Annotated in this window: 16 protein-coding genes; 9 read left to right on the forward strand and 7 right to left on the reverse strand. The window is 65.5% G+C overall.

The window, feature by feature from the left end; genetic code table 11:
* Window positions 1-152: 152 nt before the first annotated feature.
* On the forward strand, window positions 153-2474 hold the full coding sequence (locus FJ980_RS04640) for a Tex family protein (RefSeq protein ID WP_140541769.1): 2322 nt from the start codon (window positions 153-155) through the stop codon (window positions 2472-2474).
* Here FJ980_RS04640 and FJ980_RS04645 read toward each other — a convergent pair whose 3' ends face one another.
* Window positions 2475-3386: a LysR family transcriptional regulator gene (locus tag FJ980_RS04645; RefSeq protein WP_140541770.1), complete on the reverse strand. Its 912-nt coding sequence runs from the start codon at window positions 3384-3386 to the stop codon at window positions 2475-2477.
* 106 nt (window positions 3387-3492) lie between these two features.
* Here FJ980_RS04645 and FJ980_RS04650 point away from each other — a divergent pair, with 106 nt between their 5' ends.
* The 8 genes from FJ980_RS04650 to FJ980_RS04685 all read left to right on the forward strand — a co-directional run bounded on the left by FJ980_RS04650 (window position 3493) and on the right by FJ980_RS04685 (window position 16329).
* Window positions 3493-4689, forward strand: a complete 1197-nt coding sequence (locus FJ980_RS04650; RefSeq protein WP_140541771.1) for an acyl-CoA dehydrogenase — start codon at window positions 3493-3495, stop codon at window positions 4687-4689.
* A 363-nt stretch (window positions 4690-5052) separates the two neighbouring features.
* Window positions 5053-8403, forward strand: a complete 3351-nt coding sequence (locus tag FJ980_RS04655; RefSeq protein WP_140541772.1) for a transglutaminase family protein — start codon at window positions 5053-5055, stop codon at window positions 8401-8403.
* 6 nt (window positions 8404-8409) lie between these two features.
* Window positions 8410-10821: a circularly permuted type 2 ATP-grasp protein gene (locus FJ980_RS04660; protein WP_140541773.1), complete on the forward strand. Its 2412-nt coding sequence runs from the start codon at window positions 8410-8412 to the stop codon at window positions 10819-10821.
* Entirely contained in the window at window positions 10822-11697 is an 876-nt protein-coding gene (locus FJ980_RS04665) for a transglutaminase family protein (protein WP_140541774.1), read from the forward strand.
* A gap of 90 nt (window positions 11698-11787) precedes the next feature.
* Window positions 11788-12879 (forward strand): DNA topoisomerase IB, encoded by a 1092-nt coding sequence (locus FJ980_RS04670; protein WP_140541775.1) that lies wholly within the window; start codon window positions 11788-11790, stop codon window positions 12877-12879.
* 109 nt (window positions 12880-12988) lie between these two features.
* Window positions 12989-13363, forward strand: a complete 375-nt coding sequence (locus FJ980_RS04675) for a YciI family protein (protein ID WP_095766415.1) — start codon at window positions 12989-12991, stop codon at window positions 13361-13363.
* On the forward strand, window positions 13360-14634 hold the full coding sequence (locus tag FJ980_RS04680) for an RNA polymerase sigma factor (protein ID WP_140541776.1): 1275 nt from the start codon (window positions 13360-13362) through the stop codon (window positions 14632-14634). The genes FJ980_RS04675 and FJ980_RS04680 overlap by 4 nt, the downstream gene beginning before the upstream one ends.
* Before the next feature lie 180 nt (window positions 14635-14814).
* Window positions 14815-16329, forward strand: a complete 1515-nt coding sequence (locus FJ980_RS04685; RefSeq protein WP_140541777.1) for an aldehyde dehydrogenase family protein — start codon at window positions 14815-14817, stop codon at window positions 16327-16329.
* Window positions 16330-16414: 85 nt separating this feature from the next.
* Here FJ980_RS04685 and ugpC read toward each other — a convergent pair whose 3' ends face one another.
* The 6 genes from ugpC to FJ980_RS04715 form a co-directional block, all read right to left on the reverse strand.
* Window positions 16415-17491 carry a sn-glycerol-3-phosphate ABC transporter ATP-binding protein UgpC gene (ugpC, locus tag FJ980_RS04690; RefSeq protein WP_140541778.1) on the reverse strand — a complete coding sequence of 359 codons (1077 nt, stop codon included), beginning with the start codon at window positions 17489-17491 and terminating at the stop codon, window positions 16415-16417.
* The gene (locus FJ980_RS04695; RefSeq protein WP_140541837.1) at window positions 17478-18416 is read right to left on the reverse strand and encodes a PfkB family carbohydrate kinase; all 939 of its coding nucleotides are present in this window, start codon (window positions 18414-18416) and stop codon (window positions 17478-17480) included. Before FJ980_RS04695 ends, ugpC begins: the two co-directional genes overlap by 14 nt.
* Complete coding sequence (locus tag FJ980_RS04700; RefSeq protein ID WP_140541779.1) at window positions 18416-19432, reverse strand: SIS domain-containing protein; 1017 nt, start codon at window positions 19430-19432, stop codon at window positions 18416-18418. Before FJ980_RS04700 ends, FJ980_RS04695 begins: the two co-directional genes overlap by 1 nt.
* Window positions 19433-19434: 2 nt before the next feature.
* Window positions 19435-20280, reverse strand: coding sequence for a carbohydrate ABC transporter permease (locus FJ980_RS04705; protein WP_140541780.1), 846 nt, complete (start codon window positions 20278-20280; stop codon window positions 19435-19437).
* A complete protein-coding gene (locus tag FJ980_RS04710; protein ID WP_140541781.1) occupies window positions 20280-21164 on the reverse strand; it encodes a sugar ABC transporter permease in 885 nt (294 codons plus the stop codon). Before FJ980_RS04710 ends, FJ980_RS04705 begins: the two co-directional genes overlap by 1 nt.
* A gap of 88 nt (window positions 21165-21252) precedes the next feature.
* Window positions 21253-22491, reverse strand: a complete 1239-nt coding sequence (locus tag FJ980_RS04715) for an extracellular solute-binding protein (protein WP_140541782.1) — start codon at window positions 22489-22491, stop codon at window positions 21253-21255.
* Between the last annotated feature and the right edge of the window lie 194 nt (window positions 22492-22685).

Consider the following 22685-nt stretch of genomic DNA (forward strand, 5'->3'; position numbering starts at 1 on the left):
TCTCGCCGTCACTATACGGGGAGAGGATGCCGGCAGGCAGGTGAGGGGCAGCGCCAACGTTAGGCCGGTTTCCTGTGGACCCCCACGTCCAATGCGGTTGGCGCAGCCGGCATCCCGGCCTATGGTCGCCGCTCTTTTCCGCAGGGACCAGCATGGCATCGGACATCAAGCGCATCGCAGCAATCATCGCGGCCGAGATCGGCGCACGGCCGGAGCAGGCAGCGGCGGCAATCGGGCTGCTCGACGAGGGCGCGACAGTGCCCTTCGTCGCGCGTTACCGTAAGGAAGTCACCGGCGGGCTCGACGACACGCAATTGCGCGACCTTTCCGAGCGGCTCGCCTATCTGCGCGACCTCGATGCACGGCGCGAGGCGATCGTCAGCTCGATCCGAGAACAGGGCAAGCTGACTGAGGAACTGGAAGCCAAGATCGCCGCGGCCGCCACCAAGGCCGAGCTCGAGGATATCTATCTCCCCTACAAGCCGAAGCGGCGCACCAAGGCCGAGATCGCCAGGGAACGCGGGCTCGGGCCGCTCGCCGAGGCGATTCTCGCCGATCGCTCGAAAATTCCCGCCGAGCTTGCGCTCGCCTATGTCACGGATGAGGTGGCCGACACCAAGGCCGCGCTCGAAGGCGCACGCGACATCCTGTCGGAGCAGTTCGCCGAAAATGCCGATCTGGTCGGCAAGCTGCGCGCCTATATGAAGGAACGCGCTTTCCTGCGCGCTCGCGTCGTTGACGGCAAGCAAGAGGTCGGCGCGAAATTCTCCGACTATTTCGACCATGTCGAGCGCTGGGCAGGCGTGCCCAGCCACCGCGCCTTGGCCATGCTGCGCGGCCGCAACGAGGAAGTGCTGTCGCTCGACATCGAGGTCGATGCGGATGATCAATCGCCGGTGAAGCCAGTCGAGCGGATGATCGCCAATGCCTATGCGATCGGCAGCAGCTTGCCCGGCGATAAATGGTTGATGGACGTAGCCGGCTGGACCTGGCGGATAAAGCTGTCATTGCATCTGACGCTCGACTTGATGCGCGATTTGCGCGAGCGGGCCGAGGAAGAGGCGATCCATGTCTTTGCCCGCAATCTGAAAGATCTTTTGCTCGCGGCGCCGGCCGGTTCGCGACCGACCATGGGGCTCGATCCGGGCATACGCACCGGCGTCAAGGTGGCGGTGGTCGACGGTACCGGCAAGCTGGTGGCGACGACGACCGTCTATCCGTTCCCGCCGAAGAACGATGTGCGCGGCGCGCAGGTCGAGCTTGCCGCCCTGATCCGCCAGCACAAGGTGGAGCTGATCTCGATCGGCAACGGCACCGGCAGCCGCGAGACCGAGAAGCTGGTTGCCGACATGCTTTCGGACCTGCCGGCAGGTGCCGGGCCGAAGCCGCTCAAGGTGATCGTCAGCGAGGCCGGCGCCTCGGTCTATTCGGCCTCGGCGACGGCAGCGGCGGAATTCCCCGGTCTCGATGTGTCGCTGCGCGGCGCGGTGTCGATCGCGCGGCGCCTGCAGGACCCGCTGGCCGAGTTGGTCAAGATCGAGCCGAAATCGATCGGCGTCGGGCAATACCAGCATGACGTCGACCAGTACCGGCTCGGCCGTTCGCTGGAGGCGGTCGTCGAGGATGCGGTTAACGCTGTCGGCGTCGATCTCAACACGGCGTCGGCGCCGTTGTTGGCGCGCGTGTCGGGACTTGGGCCGTCGCTCGCCGAGGCGATCGTTGCGCATCGCGACGCGGCCGGGCCGTTTGCCACCCGCAAGGACCTGCTCAAGGTGGCGCGGCTCGGGCCGCGCGCATTCGAGCAAAGTGCCGGCTTCCTGCGCATACCGAACGGGACAGAGCCGCTCGACGCGTCATCGGTGCATCCGGAAGCCTATGGCGTGGCGAAGAAAATCGTCGCAGCCTGCGGCCGCGACGTGCGCGCGCTGATGGGCGACCGCGCCGCGCTGAAGGCGCTCGACCCGCGCGTCTTCGTCGACGAGCGTTTCGGCCTGCCGACTGTGCGCGACATCATCGCCGAACTGGAAAAGCCTGGACGCGACCCGCGACCCGGGTTCAAGACGGCGACCTTCGCCGAGGGTGTCGACGACATCAAGGATTTGAAGCCGGGCATGCTGCTCGAAGGCACCGTCACCAATGTCGCGGCCTTCGGCGCCTTCGTCGATATCGGCGTCCACCAGGACGGGCTGGTGCACGTATCGCAACTGGCCGACCGCTTCATCAAGGACGCGCATGAGGTGGTGAAGGCGGGCGATGTCGTGAAGGTGCGGGTCGTCGATGTCGACATCAAGCGCAAGCGCATCGGCCTGTCGATGCGCAAGGACGGTGGCGAGGGTGGGGCATCGAAAGGTGGCTCGCGCGATCACGGCGGCGGCAAGCCGGTGCCGCGCTCGCCAGCGCCGCAGCGCCAGCCGGAGCGGCCTTCGCAGGGCGCGTTCGGTGCGGCGCTCGCGGAAGCGATGAAGCGCAAATAGCTACCACGCCAGGACAGCCGGCTCCTTGCCGATCTGACCCAGCAGCCAGTCGCGAAAACTGGCGACCGCCGGGTGGCCGCGCTTGTCGTGCGGCACGACGAGGTAATAGGCGCTGCGGCTCTGCATCGGCGTGCCCGGCGCCGGCACCAGCTGGCTGCGCTGCAGTTCGCCGGCAATCAGGATTTCCGGCAGCAGCGCCACGCCGAGGCCGGCCATGCAAGCCTGCGCGACGGTGCCGAACTGCTCGAACTGCATGCCGGGACCGGTCGGCGCCTCGAGCCCCTGATGCTCGAACCATTCGCTCCAGGCGCCGGGGCGGGTTGCCATATGCAGCAACGGCAGGCGGCTGATATCGGCCGGCGTGACGATGGCGCGGGTGGCGAGGAATTCGGGCGAAACCACCGGCATCACGGTCTCGCGCATCAAGAGCGTGCAGTCGGCCTCCGGCCAGTCGGGCATGCCGTGATGGATCGCGGCGTCGAGCCGTTCGCGGGCAAAGTCGAAGCGTCCGATGCGGGTGGCGAAGTTGATGGTGATGTCGGGATGGAGGGCGACGAAATCCGGGATCAGCGGCATCAGCCAGCGCGTGCCGAAGGTCGGCAGGATAGCAAGGTTGAGAACGCCGCTATGCCGATTGCTCATCAATCCAAGCGCGGCGTCGCGCAATTGGCCAAGCGCCGATCGCACCGCTTCGGCATAGATCTCGCCGGCCGGCGACAGCCGCACATTGCGGCTGTCGCGATCAAATAAGCGCCGACCGAACTGCTCTTCCAAGAGGTTGATCTGCCGGCTGACGGCCCCTTGGGTCAGATCGAGCTCACGCGCGGCGGCGGTGAAGGAGCCGAGACGCGCAACCGCCTCGAAGGCAGCGAGGGCGGCGGTGTTGGGTAGAAGGCGGCGCTGGACATTCATGATCCATTACTAACGCTCATTGATCCGTGATGCAATTTCGTTTGATTTTTTGCACGCGGAGTCCGATAAGCCGGCGACCTCAACAATATGTCGGGAGATCGAGGCCATGGCCGCCGAGAAGAACGCCTTCGTGTGGAACGATCCTTTCCTGATCGAGGACCAGCTTTCCGAGGACGAGCGCATGGTGCGCGACGGCGCTGCCGCCTTCGCCGCCGACAAGCTGGCGCCGCGTATCGAGGAAGCCTATGCCGACGAGAAGACCGATCCGTCGATCTTCCGCGAGATGGGCGAAGCGGGCCTGCTCGGCATCACCATTCCGGAAGAATATGGCGGGCTCGGCGCCAACTATGTGACCTACGGCCTGGTGGCGCGCGAGGTCGAGCGCATCGATAGCGGCTATCGATCGATGATGAGCGTGCAATCCTCGCTGGTCATGTATCCGATCCATGCCTACGGCTCGGAAGCGCAGCGCAAGAAATACCTGCCGAAGCTGGCGTCGGGCGAATGGATCGGCTGCTTCGGCCTCACCGAGCCGGATGCCGGCTCCGATCCAGGCGGCATGAAGACGCGCGCCGAGAAGACGGCGAACGGCTACAAGCTCTCCGGCTCCAAGATGTGGATCTCGAACGCGCCGATCGCCGACGTCTTCGTCGTGTGGGCGAAGCTGAAGGGCGACAGCGGCAAGGATGAGATCCGCGGCTTCGTGCTGGAAAAGGGCATGAAGGGACTGTCGGCGCCGAAGATCGGCGGCAAGTTGTCGTTGCGGGCGTCGATTACCGGCGAGGTGGTGCTGGAAGGCGTCGAGGTCGGCGAAGAGGCGTTGCTGCCCAATGCCAAGGGCCTCGGCGGTCCGTTCGGCTGCCTCAACCGGGCGCGCTACGGCATCTCCTGGGGAGCGATGGGCGCGGCCGAGGATTGCTGGCACCGGGCGCGGCAATACGGCCTCGACAGAAAACAGTTCGGCAAGCCGCTCGCCGGCACGCAATTATTCCAGAAGAAGCTCGCCGACATGCAGACCGAGATCGCGCTTGGCCTGCAGGGCTCGTTGCGCGTCGGCCGGCTGATGGACGAAGGCAAGATGGCGCCGGAGATGATCTCGATCGTCAAGCGCAACAATTGCGGCAAGGCGCTCGACATCGCCCGCCAGGCCCGCGACATGCATGGCGGCAACGGCATCCAGATCGGCTATCACGTCATGCGCCACGCGCAGAACCTGGAGACGGTGAACACCTATGAGGGCACGCATGACGTGCATGCGCTGATCCTCGGAAGGGCGCAGACGGGGATCCAGGCGTTTTTCTAAGGCATATTTTCGTCATACTCGGGCTTGACCCGAGTATCCATGCCGTGACGTAGAAGCTCCGCTGCGATACAGAATTTTCGGTGCACGAGCACGACGGAAGTTTGTTTGCAACGCCGCGTTCTTCGGCCGGCGTCACGGAATGGATCCTATGGTCTGCGCGCGTCGCTTCGCTCCTTGCTCCGCCATAGGATGACGAAGGCGCAGAGGTCTTTGCCAATCGCAGACGTTGGAGACTGGCTGCTACCCCGCGACGTCGATCGTCTATTAGCTGCTTAAATTAGGTGCAGCGCAACATCTCTGCTTGGAGAATGGACAGCATTTATGTCAGGGTTCGGTGACCGAAACGCCGAACTCCGGGGTACCATGGCAATTCAGGCAGTCGTCCATCACCTGACCCATTACAAATATGACCGGCCGGTGGTGCTCGGTCCCCAGGTGATCAGGCTGCAGCCGGCGCCGCATTCGCGCACCAAGGTGCTCAGCCATTCGCTGAAGGTCGAACCGGCAAACCACTTCGTCAATCTGCAGCAGGATCCCTACGGCAACTTCCTCGCCCGCTTCGTCTTCCCGGAGCCGGTGACGGAACTGAAAATCGAGGTCGACCTCGTCGCCGACATGATGATCTATAATCCGTTCGACTTCTTCGTCGAGGAGAGCGCCGAGACTTTCCCGTTCGACTATCCGGAGGAGATCAGGGAAGACCTCGCCATCTACCGCGCGCCGGAGCCGGCCGGGCCGCTGTTGTCGGCATTCCTTCGGACGATCGACCGCAGTCCGACAAACACCGTCAATTTCCTCGTCGACCTCAATGCAAGGCTGCAGCGCGAGATCGCCTATATCGTGCGCATGGAAACGGGTGTTTATTCGCCCGAGGAGACATTGGCCGCCGGCAAGGGCTCCTGCCGGGATTCGAGCTGGCTCTTGGTGCAGATCCTGCGCAATCTGGGCGTCGCCGCGCGCTTCGTCTCCGGCTATCTGATCCAGTTGAAGCCGGATCTCGTCTCGCTCGACGGACCGCCGGGGACCGCTGTCGACTTCACCGACCTGCATGCCTGGTGCGAGGTCTATATTCCCGGCGCCGGCTGGATCGGTTTCGACCCGACCTCCGGGCTGCTGACCGGCGAAAGCCACGTGCCGCTTGCCGCGACGCCGCATTTCCGCAATGCCGCGCCGATCTCAGGCATGGCGAGCTTCGCCAACGTCGATTTCCACTTCGACATGCGGGTTGACCGCATCGCCGAGCATCCGCGCATCACCAAGCCATTTTCGGACGAAAGTTGGGAGGCGCTCGATCGACTGGGCGAAAAGGTCGACGCGGTGCTGAAAGACGGCGACGTGCGGCTCACCATGGGCGGTGAGCCGACCTTTGTGTCGATCGACGATTTCGAGTCCGCCGAATGGAACACGGCCGCCGTCGGCCCGACCAAGCGCGACAAGGCGGACCAGCTCATCCGCCGGCTGCGCGAGCGCTTCGCGCCGGGCGGCTTCCTGCATTACGGCCAGGGCAAATGGTATCCCGGCGAGAGCCTGCCGCGCTGGACCTTCTCGCTCTACTGGCGCACCGATGGCGAGCCGGTCTGGCGCGATCCGTCGCTGATCGCGCGGGAGAAGGGCAGCGCCGCCATTGGCCCGGAGCAGGCCGAAAGCCTGCTCACGGCGATCGCCGGCGAGCTCGGCATCGACAAGGCGATGGTCGGCGAGGCCTATGAGGATCCGGGCGAGTGGCTGCTCAAGGAAGGCAAGCTGCCGGACAATGTCGATCCGTCCAATTCGAAGCTGGAGGACCCGGAAGAGCGCAGCCGCATGGCGCGCGTCTTCGAGCGCGGCCTGACCAAGCCGTCCGGCTATGTGCTGCCGGTGCAGCGCTGGAACAGCCAGGCTGTGGGGCAGCGCTGGCGCTCGGAGAAATGGAAGACCAGGCGCGGGCGCCTGTTCCTGGTGCCGGGCGACTCTCCAGTCGGCTACCGCTTGCCGCTCGGTACGTTGCCCTATGTTCCGCCGGCGCAATTTCCTTACATCGTGCCGGTCGACCCGTCCGTGCCGCGCGGCGCGCTGCCGGCGCGCGATGCGATCCTGCCGGAAGGTCCAGGCGGCGGCGCCGACGAAATGGCGCGTCAGCAGGCCGAAGCCTCCTTCACCGCCGCCACGGCCCAGCAGGACCGGGTCGAGCAGCGACTGACCGAGATCGGCGGCGCGGTGCGGACCGCACTCACCGTCGAGCCGCGCGACGGCAGGCTCTGCGTGTTCATGCCGCCGGTCGAGGCGCTGGAGGATTATCTCGAACTGGTGGAGGCGGCGGAAAATGCTGCCAAGGCCATCGGGTTGCCGGTGCATATCGAGGGCTATGCCCCGCCGCACGACCCGCGCCTCAACGTCATCCGCGTCGCGCCCGATCCAGGCGTCATCGAGGTGAACATCCATCCGGCCGCCAACTGGCAGGAATGCGTTGCCACCACCACGGCGATCTACGAGGAAGCGCGGCAATCGCGGCTCGGCACCGACAAGTTCATGATCGACGGTCGCCACACCGGCACCGGCGGCGGCAATCATGTCGTGGTTGGGGGTGCTACGCCCAATGACAGCCCGTTCCTGCGCCGGCCGGATCTTCTGAAGAGCCTGGTGCTGCAATGGCAGCGGCATCCGTCGCTGTCCTATTTGTTCTCAGGGCTGTTCATCGGCCCGACCAGCCAGGCGCCGCGCATCGACGAGGCGCGGCACGATGCGCTCTATGAGCTCGAGATCGCGCTGGCGCAGGTGCCGCATCCCGACGCGGGCGCAGCACCCTTGCCCTGGCTGGTCGACCGGCTGTTCCGCAATCTCTTGACCGACGTGACGGGCAACACGCACCGTTCGGAAATCTGCATCGACAAATTGTTCTCGCCGGATGGCCCGACCGGCCGGCTCGGCCTTGTCGAGTTCCGCGGCTTCGAGATGCCGCCCAATTCGCGCATGTCGCTCGCGCAGCAATTGCTGGTCCGCGCGATCATCGCACGGGCCTGGAAGAACCCGCTCGACGGCCGCTTCGTGCGCTGGGGCACCTCACTGCACGACCGTTTCATGCTGCCGCACTACGTCTGGGCGGATTTCCTCGACGTGCTGGAGGATCTGAAGCTCAACGGCTTCGACTTCCGCCCCGAATGGTTCGCGGCCCAGCTCGAATTCCGTTTCCCGTTCTGCGGCGAGGTGCAACATGCCGGCGTCAAGCTGGAGTTGAGGCAGGCGCTGGAGCCCTGGCATGTGATGGGCGAGCAGGGCGCCATCGGAGGCACGGTCCGCTTCGTCGATTCCTCGGTGGAGCGGCTGCAGGTGCGAACCGAAGGCCTCAATCCGGAGCGTCACGCCATCGTCTGCAACGGCCGCATCGTGCCGATGAAGGTCACCGACACCAGAGAGGTCGCGGTGGCCGGCGTTCGCTTCAAGGCCTGGCAGCCGGCGTCCGGCCTGCATCCGGCGCTGCCGGTCAACACGCCGCTGGTCTTCGACATGTATGACCGCTGGTCGGGCCGCTCGGTCGGCGGCTGCGTCTACCATGTCGCGCATCCGGGCGGCCGCAGTTACGACACCTTCCCGGTCAACGGCAACGAGGCCGAGGCGCGACGGCTTGCCCGGTTCGAACCGCGCGGCCACACGCCGGGCGGCTATGTGCTGCGTGACGAAGAAGCTGCTGAAGAGTTCTCCATGACCCTTGACCTCAGGCGGCCGGCGAGATTCTGATCGACAATGGCCAAGGGGAATCAGAGACGGGCGGGCGGCAGGTCGCGGGCGCCGAGCCTGCTGGAACGCTACCGACCGATCGAAGGCGTCGTCGACGAGATGGTCGATGCGGCTGGCAGCCCGCGCCCGGCCTGGCGCTCCTTCATCGACGCGCTCGACGATCTGGGGGCGGATCGGCTCGGGCAGCGGTTTGCCCGCGCCGATCAGTATCTGCGCGACGCCGGCGTCTATTACCGTGTCTATGAGCAGGCTGGCGCCAATGAGCGGGAATGGCCGCTCGCGCATGTCCCGCTGCTGATCGACGAGAAGGAATGGGTCGAGATCAGCGCCGGTCTCGTCCAGCGCGCCGACCTGTTCGAGGCGATCCTGTCCGACATTTACGGGCCGAACCGGTTGGTCGAGAAAGGCATTCTGCCGGCCGGCCTGATTGCAGCCAGCCCGGAATATCTGCGCCCGATAGCCGGCGTCCGGCCGGCCAACGGGCATTTTCTGCATATGGTCGCCTTCGAGCTCGGCCGTGGCCCGGACGGCCGCTGGTGGGTGCTGGGCGATCGCACCCAGGCGCCGTCGGGCGCAGGCTTCGCGCTGGAGAACCGCGTCGCCACAACGCGTGCGCTGTCGGATATCTATGGCGAGATGCATGTGCATCGGCTTGCCGGCTTTTTCCGCCGCTTCCGCGACGCGCTGAACGCTATGGCAAGGGAGTCGGGCGGCCGCGTCGCCATCCTGACGCCGGGACCGCTCAACGAAACCTATTACGAGCATGCCTATATCGCCCGCTATCTGGGCATCATGCTGCTCGAGGGCGAGGACCTGACCGTTTCCGGCGGCAGGCTGATGGTGCGAACCGTTTCCGGCCTGATGCCGATCGGCGTCGTGTGGCGGCGGCTCGATGCCGCCTTCGCCGATCCGCTGGAACTCAGGCCGGACTCGCAGATCGGCACGCCAGGATTGGTCGAGGCAATCCGGCGCGGCTCCGTTTCGGCTGTCAATGCGCTGGGTTCGGGCCTGATAGAGACGCGGGCATTGCTGTCGTTCCTGCCCAGGATCGCGCGAGAACTGCAAGGTGACGATCTCAAGCTGCCGAGCATCGCCACCTGGTGGTGCGGACAGGAGGCCGAGCGCGCCCATGTGCTGGCCAATATCGACCGCATGGTGGTCGGCCCGGCGCTCTCGACCCGGCTTGCCTTCGAGGACGATGGCGCGACCCGGCTCGGATCGTCCCTTTCGGCCGGCGAGCGAGCCGAGCTCATCGCGCGCATCGAGGCGGACGGCGCCGGCTTCGTCGGCCAGGAAGCCGTGACGCTCTCGACCACGCCGGTGTTCATTGACGGCCTGCTGGAGCCGCGGCCTGCCAGCCTGCGCGTCTATCTGGCGCGCACGCCGGAAGGCTGGACGGTGATGCCCGGCGGCTTCGCCCGTGTCGGCTTTTCGCTCGACCCGACGGCGATCGCCATGCAGCGCGGCGGCCAGGCGGCGGATGTCTGGGTGGTCAGCGACAGGCCGGTCGAGCGCGAGACATTGTTGCCGCAGGAACATGACGGCTTCACGCGCACCATGCCGGGCAGCCTGCCCAGCCGCGCGGCCGAGAACCTGACCTGGCTCGGACGCTATATCGAGCGCTCCGAAGACACGGTGCGCGTGCTGCGCGCCTATCACGTGCGGCTTGCCGAGACGTCCGATCCGGATATGCCGCTGCTTGCCGATGTCAGGGACTATCTGGAGCCGTTCGGCATCGACGTCGAAACGGCGATACCACCGGGGTTGATCGGCACTTTGGACAGCGCGGTCTACAGCGCCGGCCAAATTCGCGACCGCTTCTCTCCCGATGGCTGGCTGGCGCTGAAGGATCTGTCCAAGACCATCCATAAGTTCGCGGAGACGGTCGCGCCCGGAGACGACGCGACACGGGCGATGACGGTGATGCTGCGCAAGCTTGCCGGCTTTTCCGGCCTGCTGCACGAGAACATGTACCGCTTCACCGGCTGGCGCTTCCTGGAGATCGGCCGCAGGCTGGAACGCGGCATCCAGATCGCCCGCACGCTCAGCCAGCTGACAAGGAACGGGGCGCCGGAAGGGGCGCTGGACATGATGCTGGAGATCGGCGACAGCGTCATGACCCATCGCCGGCAATATCCGGTGCAGGCCGGGCGGCGCACGGTGATCGACCTGCTCGCGCTGGACCCGCTCAATCCTCGCTCGATCCTGTTCCAGCTGGAGCGGCTGAAGGCCGAGATCGGCATGCTGCCTTCGATCGGCGGCGAGGGGCACATGTCACCCGCCGCCAAGGAGATCCTGCGGCTCAACACGGCAATAGCCGTCATGGAGCCGTCGGACATGAGCGCCAAGGCGCTCGACGACCTCGCCGGCCAGATCGGCGATCTCTACAACAGCCTCTCCAGAGCCTATTTCGCTTAGATGCTCTACGACATCAAACTCCTTTTGCATTACGATTACGCCGCTGCCGCCGGTGGCGGGCGGCACCAGGTGCGCGTCATGCCGCAGACGATCGCCGGAGTGCAGCGCGTGATCGCCGCCTCGCTGTCGTTTCAACCGTCGCCGGCCGAGCGTGCCGATTTTTCCGATTTCTTCGGCAACAACGTCACCTCGATCGCCTTTCGCGACGCGCATGAGACGCTCGACATCCGAATGAGCGCGCGCGTGTCTGTCTCGCGGCCCGAGCCGGGTCTCGATGTCTCGCCCGATATAAGCGGGCTGAGGTCGGAGCTCGACCTGGTGCGCTCGCTATTGCCGTCCGCGCCGCATCATTTCCTCCCCGCCAGCGACCATGCCGGCATCGATGCGGCGATCACGGCCTATGCGCGGGAAAGCCTGGCCGGCTCCGCGGTCGCCACGGCGGCCGATCTCTGCAACCGCATCCATCGCGATTTCACTTATGACGGCAAGGCAACCACGGTGCAGACGCGGGCAAGTGACGCCTTCGCGCTGAAACGCGGCGTCTGCCAGGATTTCTCGCATATCATGATCGCCGGCCTGCGCGGGCTTGGCATTCCCGCCGGTTATGTCAGCGGTTTTTTGCGCACGATCCCGCCCAAGGGCAAGCCTCGGCTCGAGGGCGCCGATGCCATGCATGCCTGGGTCAAGGCCTGGTGCGGACGCGATGCCGGCTGGCAGGAATTCGACCCGACCAACGGCATGCGGGCGAGCAACGACCATATCACAGTCGGCTACGGCCGCGACTATTCCGACGTCGCGCCGATCGTCGGCGTGTTGAAGACCACCGGCGACCAGGTCGGCGAGCAAGGGGTCGACGTCATCCCGGTGGAAGCCTGACCCGCGGGCGTCGATGACGCGCATCGCCGTTTGCATCGGAACCAGTCATCGGCGAGCGGCTTTATCTACGGATAATTTCGCGGAGCCGGCATGTTGCAGCATTCACAATTGTCCTCGGACCGTTCAACGCGGAGCGAGGAAACAGTAAGGAACGGTGCGCAGGATTCGGCCGAGCGCGCGTCGCTCAGCTATGTCAGCGACACCGATCCCGGCGTCCGACGATTGAGAAAAGGCAAGGGATTTTCCTATGTCGGTCCGAACGGGCGCAAGGTCGGCGCGGAGACACTTGCCCGCATCAAGGCGATCGTCATTCCGCCGGCCTGGACGGATGTATGGATATCACCCGATCCGGACGGCCACATCCAGGCAACAGGCCGGGATCAGCGCGGCCGCAAGCAGTACCGCTATCACCCGCACTGGACCGAGGAACGCGACGGCGTCAAATATTCCAGCCTCGTCGCCTTCGCGCAAAGCCTGCCTGCCCTCAGGCGGCAGATCGATGCCGATCTGCGCCGCCACGGGCTGCCGATGGAGCGCGTCGTCGCCTCGGTGGTCTGGTTGCTCGACAACACCATGATCCGCATCGGCAACGCGGCCTATGCGCGCGACAACAAGAGTTTCGGATTGACCACGCTGCGCGACCGCCATGTCGAGATCACGGGCTCCAGCCTGCGCTTCGCCTTCAAGGGCAAGTCGGGCAAGGAATGGAAGCTGAAGCTGGCCGATCGCCGCATCGCCAAGATCGTGCGCGGCGCCCAGGACCTGCCCGGGCAGAAGCTGTTCCAATATCTCGATGAGGATGGCGACCGGCGGCCGGTGCGTTCGGAGGACGTCAACCGCTACATTCGCGAGGCTTCCGGCGCCGAATTCAGCTCGAGGCATTTCCGCACCTGGGGCGGCACCATCCACGCCGCTTCGCTGTTTGCGCAGACCGAACTGCCGGAAAGCCAGGCGCTGCGGAAACGGGTGACGAACAGCATCGTCGACAAGGTCGCCGAGCGGTTGGGCAACACCCGTGCCGTCTGTCGCAAATGCTATATCCACCCGCTGGTGTTCGAGGCATGGAGCAACGGGCGCCTGCTCGACCAAATGGCCGAAGCCAATAAGCACAAGCGCGCCATACCCGGCCTCGACGAGGAAGAAACGCTGGTGCTCAGATGGCTGCAGGCGCGCGGCGCCTGACAGACGGTTGCGGAGATCGTCAAGTCAGTGATCCCTCGATAATTTTTTTATCGACCTGGTGTCGGGAAGGGTCCTAGTGTCGCGTCCTTTGATACGGAAAGGACCTGCCATGCTTTACGCCATCCTCTGCTACGCCTCCGAAGACGTCGTCTGCTCCTGGAGCAAGGAACAGGACGACGAGGTCATGGCAAAGCTCCTCAACGTGCAGGACAAATACGCCAAGGCGGGCCGGCTGGGGCCGGTGGCGCGCCTTTTGCCGACGACGGCGGCCACGACGCTGCGAAAGGTCAAAGGCGAGTCCATCGTGCTCGACGGTCCGTTCGCCGAGACCAAGGAACAGTTCCTCGGCTTCTACACGCTCGAATGCAACGATCTCGACGAAGCCGTCGAATTCGCGCGCGAGCTTTCCGAAGTCAATCCGAGCGGCGGTTCCTACGAGATCCGGCCGGTTTCGGTCTTCAATCCGACAAAGGTCGCGGTATGACGGAACTCGCCTGGATAAACGCCGCGATCAGCAACGCCCGCCCGCAGGCGATGGGCGCGCTGCTGCGCTACTTCCGCGACCTCGACGCCGCGGAAGAGGCTTTCCAGGACGCGTGCCTGAGGGCGCTCAACAACTGGCCGAAGAACGGGCCGCCACGCGATCCCGCGGCTTGGCTGATCTTCGTCGGACGCAACAGCGGCATCGACGCCGTGCGCAAGCGCGCCAAGCAGGCGCCGATGCCGGAAGAGGACCAGATTTCCGATCTCGAGGATGCCGAAGGCGATATGGCCGAGCGGCTGGACGGCGCGCATTATCGCGATGATATCCTGCGGCTTCTGTTCATCTGCTGCCATCCGGATCTGCCGGCGACGCAGCAGATCGCGGTGGCGCTGCGCATCGTGTCCGGCCTCACCGTCAAGCAGATCGCGCGCGCCTTCCTGGTCGGCGAGAGCGCCATGGAGCAGCGTATCACCCGCGCCAAGGCGCGCATTGCCGATGCCGGCGTGCCTTTCGAGACGCCGGGCGCCGTCGAGCGCTCGGAGCGCCTCGCCGCAGTCTCCGCAATGGTCTATCTGATCTTCAATGAGGGCTATTCGAGCAATGGCGGCGAGGCGCCGGCTCGCGCGCCGCTGTGCGAGGAGGCGATCCGGCTCGCCCGGCTGCTGCTCAGGCTGTTCCAGCAGGAACCTGAAATCATGGGGCTGACGGCGCTGCTGCTTCTCCAGCATGCGCGGGCGCCGGCGCGCTTCGACGAAGATGGCGAGATCGTGCTGCTCGAGGACCAGGACCGCTCGCTCTGGAGCCGCAAGATGATCGACGAGGGCTTGGCGCTGGTCGACAAGGCGCTGCGCCACCGCAAGCCCGGCCCTTATCAGGTGCAGGCGGCGATCGCGGCGCTGCATGCGCGGGCGGCGACGGCGGAGGATACCGACTGGACCGAGATCGATCTGCTTTACGGTCTGCTGGAGCAGATGCAGCCGTCGCCGGTGGTAACGCTCAACCGCGCCGTCGCGGTCAGCAAGGTGCGCGGCCCGGAAGCCGCACTTGCCATGATCGAGCCGCTGGAAGAGCGGCTGTCGGGCTATTTCCACTTCTTCGGGCTGAGGGGCGGGCTGCTGATGCAGCTTGGGCGCAACGACGAGGCGCGTGTCGCCTTCGACCGCGCCATCGCCCTGGCCAACACCGCGGCCGAGGCGGCGCATATCCGCATGCATATCGACCGGCTGATCAAGGAAAGCGCTGAGAAGTCTTCGTTCCAAAAAGCGCGCTGATCCGGCTTCGCCGTCTGGCCCAATTTCGCAATCCGGCCTTGGACCATGCCGGGGTAGCGGTTTTCCCCCGAAACGCGTAATGCCACGCCATGAAAGCGCCCGGCTGTGCCCGACGGCACGGACATGGCGCATGGCTTCCACGCCCGTCCCATGAGCGGCGGGATATGAAAGGGACAAAAAATGACGTTAGCGAAGGAAACCGCTTCACTTCTTGAGAAGCTGGGCGTCGCCAAGGATGCGCTTTCGGGGGGCGACCTGATCGTGCGCAGTCCGGTGACGGGCGAACAGGTCGCGGCGCTGAAGTCGATCTCGGCCGCCGACGCCGGCAAGGCCATCGATGCCGCGCACAAGGCCTTCCAGGCCTGGCGGCTGGTGCCGGGGCCAAAGCGCGGCGAGCTGGTGCGCCTGCTCGGCGAGGAGTTGCGCGCGCATAAGGACGAGCTCGGCCGGCTGGTGTCGATCGAGGTCGGCAAGATCCCGTCCGAGGGGCTGGGCGAAGTCCAGGAGATGATCGACATCTGCGATTTCGCCGTCGGTCTTTCCCGGCAACTCTATGGCCTCACCATCGCCACCGAGCGCCCCGGACACCGCATGATGGAGACCTGGCATCCGCTCGGCGTCGTCGGCGTGATCTCGGCCTTCAATTTCCCGGTTGCTGTTTGGTCTTGGAACTCGGCGCTGGCCTTCGTCTGCGGCGATGCGGTGGTGTGGAAGCCGTCGGAAAAGACGCCGCTGACGGCGCTTGCCTGCGAGGCGATCTTCAAGCGCGCCGCAAAGCGTTTCGGCACCGATGCGCCGGCAGGGCTGCTGCAGGTGCTGATCGGCGACCGCGCTGCCGGCGAGGTGCTGGTCGACCATCCGAAAGTGCCGCTGGTCTCGGCCACCGGCTCGACCCGCATGGGCCGCGAGGTCGGCCCCAGGCTCGCCAGGCGTTTTGCGCGCGCCGTGCTCGAGCTCGGCGGCAACAATGCCGGCATCGTCACGCCCACCGCCGATCTCGACATGGCGCTGCGGGCGATTGCCTTCGGCGCCATGGGGACGGCCGGCCAGCGCTGCACCACGCTGCGCCGCCTGTTCGTGCATGACAGCGTCTATGACGCGCTGCTGCCGCGGCTGAAGAAGGCCTATGAGACCGTCTCGGTCGGCAATCCGCTGGAAGGCAAGGCGCTGGTCGGTCCGCTGATCGACAAGGCGGCCTTCGACAACATGCAGAAGGCATTGAAGGAAGCGCAAGAGCATGGCGGCAAGGTGACCGGCGGCACGCGCGTCGAGAACGGCCAACCGGACGCCTATTACGTTCATCCGGCACTGGTCGAAATGCCTGCCCAGGTCTCGCCGGTGACGGAAGAGACCTTCGCGCCGATCCTCTACGTGATGAAATACTCCGATTTCGACGAGGCGCTCGAGCAGCACAATGCGGTGGGCGCCGGCCTGTCGTCGTCGATCTTCACGCGCGACCTGCAGGAATCGGAGCGATTCCTCGGCGTCGACGGTTCGGACTGCGGCATCGCCAACGTCAATATCGGCACCTCGGGCGCTGAGATCGGCGGCGCCTTCGGCGGCGAGAAGGAGACGGGCGGCGGCCGCGAGAGCGGCTCGGATGCCTGGAAGGCTTATATGCGCCGCGCCACCAACACGGTGAACTATTCGAAAGCGCTGCCGCTCGCGCAGGGCGTGTCGTTCGACATCGATTGAGAACGAAGCGACGGGTCAGCCTCGCCCGCGAGCTGACCCGGCCCGACTATCGATCAGATCGTGCAGGCGGAAGGCGGCCGATTGCTCAGAAAGCCTTGCCGGTGGCCGGATCGAAGAGGCGGAGCGCGTCCGCATCGAAGACGAACGCGCATGGCTGACCCTTGGTAACGCGGGCGCGTGGCGGCAAGGTCGCCGTCAAGTTCTGCGCGCCGATCCGGGCCGTGGTGACCTGTTCGGGACCGGTCAGTTCGACGACGTCGATCTCGACCGGCAGCGACAGATCCGCGCCGCTGCCCGGCCCCAGCCGGAGCGCTTCCGGCCTCACTCCGGCAATGACCTGAGCACCGCCGCGGCCTGCGTTGGCGTAGCGCGCCGGCAGCGCCAGCCGCGCATCCGTGCCGGCAATGGCGAGCTTGCCGTCCTCGACAACCGCTTCCAGCATGTTCATCGCAGGCGCGCCGACGAAGCCCGCCACATAGAGCGTCGCCGGATGGTTGTAGATCTCTTCCGGGGTGCCCAGCTGTTCGATACGACCGTCGCGCATGACGGCGATGCGGGTCGCCAGCGTCATCGCCTCGATCTGGTCGTGGGTGACGTAGACGACGGTGGTGCGCAGCATCTCGTGCAGGCGCTTCAGCTCGGTGCGCATCTCGAGCCGCAGCTTGGCGTCGAGGTTGGAGAGCGGCTCGTCGAACAGGAAGACCTGCGGCTTGCGCACCAGCGCCCGGCCGATGGCGACGCGCTGGCGCTGGCCGCCGGAGAGCTGCCCGGGCTTGCGGTCGAGCAGGTTCTCGATCTGCAGGAGCCTTGCCGCTTCGCGCACCGCCTTGTCGCGCTCGGCGACGGGAACCTTGCGCATCTCCAGGCCGAAGCCGATGTTGCGGCTCACCGTCAGGTTCGGATAGAGCGCGTAGGACTGGAAGACCATGGCGATGTCGCGGTTCTTCGGATGCACGCCAAGCACCGAGCGGCCGCCGATCAACACGTCGCCGCTGGTCGCCTCGGCAAGACCGGCGATGATGTTGAGCAAGGTCGACTTGCCGCAGCCGGAGGAGCCCAGCAGAACCAGGAACTCGCCGTTCTCGAGCGCGATGTCGATGCCTTTCAGCGTTTCGACGCTGCCGTAATTCTTGCGGATATCGCGGATTTCAAGCGCGCTCATGGATGGCTTCCTCGAAGAAAATCGGCCCGCCATAGTCGCGGGGCAGGGTGGAAATGGCCCGCGATGCCACCTGAACAGCCGCTGCAAGGCAACGTGCCAGAGCGTGCTCCCGAGCCAGCGCCGCCAGAAAGGCGCCGTTGAAGACATCGCCGGCGCCTATCGTGTCGACGACGTTGACGGATGGCGCGGTCGCATCGATGATTTGGCCGTCCGGGCCGATAGCGATCGCGCCCTCGGGTCCGCGCTTGACGACCACGGTGGCGGCTTTTTTCATGCCGTCGCGGATCTTGCATGCCGCGTCCGTGGGCTCCTTCAACCCCGCCAGCGTCGTCGTCTCGACCTCGTTGAAGAGCGCAAGCTCGCAACGCGACAGCCAAGCGCGCGTCGCGGCACAATTTTGCGCCGTCCAGCCGTCCATCGGCCAGCCGGTGTCGAGCGCGACGGCGATGCGGTGTGCCTCCGCCCAATCGAAAAAAGCATCGTACTGGCGCGTCAGGTCGTCAGTCAGGAAGGAGCCGCAAAGCAGCGCATAGCCGCCGGAAAGCCGATTGCCGTCCAGCACGGAGAGCACGTCGCCCAGGCTGAAGCGCGGCAGGTGACCGCGGGTGGTGAAGAAGGTGCGTTCGCCATCGGGATGGGTCATGCCGACCGACAGCGTCGTGCCCTCCGTATGAACCGGCCATCTCGCGGCACGGCTTCCGAATGCCTCGCGCAGCCAGCGCCCGAACTGGTCGTCGCCGAGATTGGCGGCAATCTCGAAATCGATGCCCAGCGCCTGCCAGGCAAGCGCGGTATTGCCGGCCTGGCCGCCGACCCGCAGGTCGTCATGGTCGACGATGGTCTCCGTGCCCGCCTTCGGCCAGGGCGCGACCGGCCCGACGATCAGATCGACATTGACGTTGCCGATCACCGCGAGCGGCCGCATCATTCGCTCCTGGTGATCTTGGTGGTGCGCACCGGCGTTCCGGCATTCTCGACGCGGGAGTCGGCGAAGGCGATCATCAGGCGCTGCGCCACCGGCAGCATGGCAAAGATCGCCGCCAGGCCCGCGGCGGGTCCGAAGGCGAGTGTCGCGGCGCCTGCCACCGGCGATTTGCCCGAAGCGTCGAACACGATCAGCGGCGCCCCGGTCTCGACCACTGAAGCGGCCATGGCGGTGACGAGGTCGGCGGTCGGGTCGTCGCCGCGGAAGAGCACGACGCCAATGCTTGGACCCAGCATCTCCATCGGTCCGTGGCGCAGCTGACCGCCTTCGAGCGAGAAACAAGGCAGGCGCGACAGTTCGGTGAAGCCGAGCGCAAGGGCTTCAGCCACGCCTTGAAGCTTGCGGCCGGACGTGACGATGGTCGTGACCATGCTCAGCGCCGCGAGCGCTGCATCGATCTCCACCGTCTGGGGCGCATTGAGCCCGGCGAGCGCGCCGGCGGGATCGTCGCCTAGCGCAGTCAGAATGGCGAGATGCAGGGCGAAGGTCACGGTCAGGCTGCGGGTCGCGGCAAAGGCGAGCTCGCTACCGCCGGCGCCGACGAGGCAAGGCACTGTGCGGCCGAGGAAGGAGCCTTCCTCCAGCGTCAGACCGAAGGTCTCCGTGCGATCGCCGCTCTCGGCAAACCAGCGCAAGACCTCGGCGCTTTCGCCGGATTGAGAGGTGACGATCACCGTCTTGCCGGTCAGCGGCAGCGGCTGGCCGAGCTGCTCCGACAGCGGCAGCGCGATGGCATCGATGCCGCGCGCGCGATAGAGCGGCTCGACAGCGCGGGCGACGGCATGCGAGGCGCCCATGCCGAGCAGGAGGAGCCTGCCGTTCTTCCTGATCGAGGCAGCGACCTCGGCGGCTACTTCTCGATTGCTCTCGAACGAGGCAAGCGCATCCTCATGCTGGCGCGCCATCTCGCGGTCGATCGCGACAAGCCCTGCCGGGCGGTTCTTTTGCGCAATCATGATTATCCTTTCACTCCGCCGCTGGTCAGACCCGAGATCAGCGCGCGTTGCATGACGAGGCCGATCAGCACCGGCGGCAAGGCCGCGAGCACGCCGGCGGTGGCGATCAGTCCGTAGTCGGAGACGCGGCCGCCGGCGAGATCGGCGATGGCGACCGTCAGCGTCTTTGCCCGCTGGTCCGAGGTGAAGAGCAGGGCATAGAAGAATTCGTCCCAGGCAAGCAGCACGGCAAACAGCGCCGACGTCGCCACCACGGGCGCGGCCAGCGGCAAGGTGATGATGCGCCAGGTCTGGAGCAGTCCCGCCCCGTCGATCATCGCCGCGGCCTCGATTTCGCGCGGGATGGAATCGAACCCCGATTTCATCAGCCAGGTGGTGAAGGGCGCGAGGATCGTCAGATAGATCAGCGCCAGGCCGAAGACGTTGTTGAGCAGGCCGAGATAGGAGAGACCCATGTAAAGCGGGACGGAGAGGGCCACCGGCGGCAGCATGTAGGTGGCGATCACCATCGACAGCGACCAGCCGACCGAAGGCGTGCGCGAGACGGCCCAGCCGGCCGGCACGGCAAGGACGATCGCTGCCAGCGTCGCCATGCCGGCGACCTCCAGGCTGTTGCGCAGCGATGACGTGAAGGCGGCGCCGGCGCTGTTCTCGGCCCTCGATATAAGCTGCGTGTAACGGGAGAAGTCGGCCGCCTGCGGCCACCAGCGCAGCGGCTTGGCGGCGAGGTCGGCGGCCGGCGATATGCTCATGATGAAGAGCCAGGCGAGCGGCGCCAGGATTACGGCGGCGAGCAGAATGGCGCAGACGTAGATAAAAGCAGTGAAGACAGGGCTCTTGCGTTCCATCAGGCCGCGCTCCCGGCGGTCTTCTTGACCAGCGTCGCATAGGCGACGGCGAGCACGGTGACGAGCAAGGTGACGATCAGCGCCAGCGAGGCGCCGGAGCCGGCGCGCTGGAAGGAAAAGGCTTCCTGGTAGACCAGGATTGACAGCGAGCGCGTGCTGTTGGCCGGGCCGCCGCGTGTCATCACCCAGATGATGTCGAAGACCTTGAAGGCCTCGATGGTGCGCAGCACCAGCGCCACCATCAGCGGGCCTGCCAAATAGGGCAGGATGACGAAGCGGAAGCGGTTGAACGGGCCGGCGCCGTCGACGAGCGCCGCGGCGGTGATGTCGCGCGGCACCGCCTGCAGGGCGGCGAGCGCAATCAGCGCGACCAGCGGGAAATTCTTCCAGCAGTCGGCGACGATCAGCGCCGCGAGCGCTGTGCCGGGCTCACCCAGCCAGGAGCGGTAGTCGTCTATGATATGGAGCTGCGTCAGCGCGGCGTTCAGCGCGCCATATTCGGGATTGTAGATCAGCCGCCAGAGCGTCGCGTTGACGACGGTGGGCAGCGCCCAGGGCAGGATCATCAGGCCGCGCAGCACGGCGCGGCCGCGGAATTCCTGATTGAGCAGGAGAGCCGCAAGGACGCCGAGCACCATCTCGGCGGCGACCGAGATGACCGCGAACCAAGTGGTGGTGGTCAGCGTGCGGGTGAAATTCGAGCTCGTCAGCATCTTGGTGTAATTGTCGAAGCCGACATAGTTGCCCGCCGTACCGACCAGCTGGGCGTCGGTGAAGGAAAGCCTGACAGTATCGACCAACGGCCAGCCGATGACGGCCACCATGATCACCAGAAGCGGCAGCATCAACAGCCACGCACGCGTCGTCATCCAGGTGCCCGACATCAGAGGCGCCTCTCTTCCTTCATCCGGTTAGAAATAGCACGGGCGGCACTCGTATTTTGAGGCCGCCCGCCCGTCGGGGAACGCCAGATCAGAGGCCGCTGTTTTCGGCAGCGGTCTTGAGCGCGTCTTCCGGCGTCGCCTGGCCGAGCAGCGATTCCTGGATCGCCTGCTGCAGCGCCGTCGACAGCTGCTGGTATTTCGGCGTGGTCGGGCGCGGATACATCGCGGCGAGGCCAAGCTTAGCGGCGGCGATCAGCTCTTCCTGGCCCTTGGTGACGGCCGGATCGTCATAGGACGAGGCCCAGATCGGCAGCGAGAGCTTGGCATACTGGTTCTGGGTCGCCTGCGAGGTCATGAACTCGATGTATTTCCACGCTTCGTCCTGATGCTTCGACACCGCCGTGACGCCAAGCCCCATCGAGCCATTGACGGCCGAGACCTCGCTGGTGCCGGCAACGCCCGGCGCCGGTACGACGCCAACCTTGCCAGCGACCTTGGAGTCCTTCGGATCGTTGGCCATGTTGTACATGTAGGTCCAGTTCAGCGCGAAAGCGGCATCGCCGTTCTCGAACACCTTACGCACATCCTCTTCCAGGAATTCCTTGGAGTTCGGATTGGTCAGGCCCGACTTGTAGCTGTCGACCATGTATTTCAGCGCCGAGAGGCCGCCGCCGTTCTGGAAGTCGGGCTTGCCGTCCTTGAGGAAGTCGCCGCCATAGGCGCTGACCAGCGTGGTGTAGTCGCAGATGGCGGCTTCGGCCTGCGACCAGCTCCAGGCGATCGGCGTCTTCAGCAAGCCCTTGTCCTGAATGCTTTTGGCCTGCTGGCCGAGCTCTTCCCAGGTCTTCGGCGGCGCCTTGATACCGGCCTTTTCCAGGATTTCCTTGTTGTAGAACAGGTATTTGGTGTCGAGGATCCACGGCATGCCATAGTACTTGCCGTCATACTGGACAGTGGTCCAGGCCCCGGGCAGAACGCCCTTCTTCATGTCATCGGTGATCTTCGAGGACACGTCGACCAGCACCTTGTTGGTCGCATATTCGGCCGGCCAGATGACGTCGAACAGCACCACGTCATAGCCGCCGCCGGATCCTTGGGCGAGCACGGTCTTGTCGTGCAGGCCTTCATAGGGAACGAATTCGAGGTTGACCTTGATGTCCGGACTGGCCTTGGTGAAGGCCTCCGTCATAGAGCGCACGTCGGCCTCGCTATAGGCGGCCTGCGCCATGAAGAGCGCGTTCAAGGTAGTCTCAGCAAAGGCGTGGGGGACGAGCAGTCCGCCAACGAACACCGCGCCCAGAAGTGTCTTACCGATCGATTTCAGCATTTGTCTTTCTCCCATTTTCGACGGCTGCGAGTGGGCGGCCAAGGCTGTGCCGCTTTCTCGAATTCGCATCGCGTCTGACCGGATCCATCCCCAACGGCGTGCGGCGGAGCTCGAAAGCTTTTGCCGTCTTTTTGTAGAACCGCGCGGGTGTCACCTATTAAGTCAATTCGCTTGACTTAATTAGTCGATCAATC

This window comes from Mesorhizobium sp. B1-1-5, from assembly GCF_006443065.1.
Taxonomy (GTDB): domain Bacteria; phylum Pseudomonadota; class Alphaproteobacteria; order Rhizobiales; family Rhizobiaceae; genus Mesorhizobium.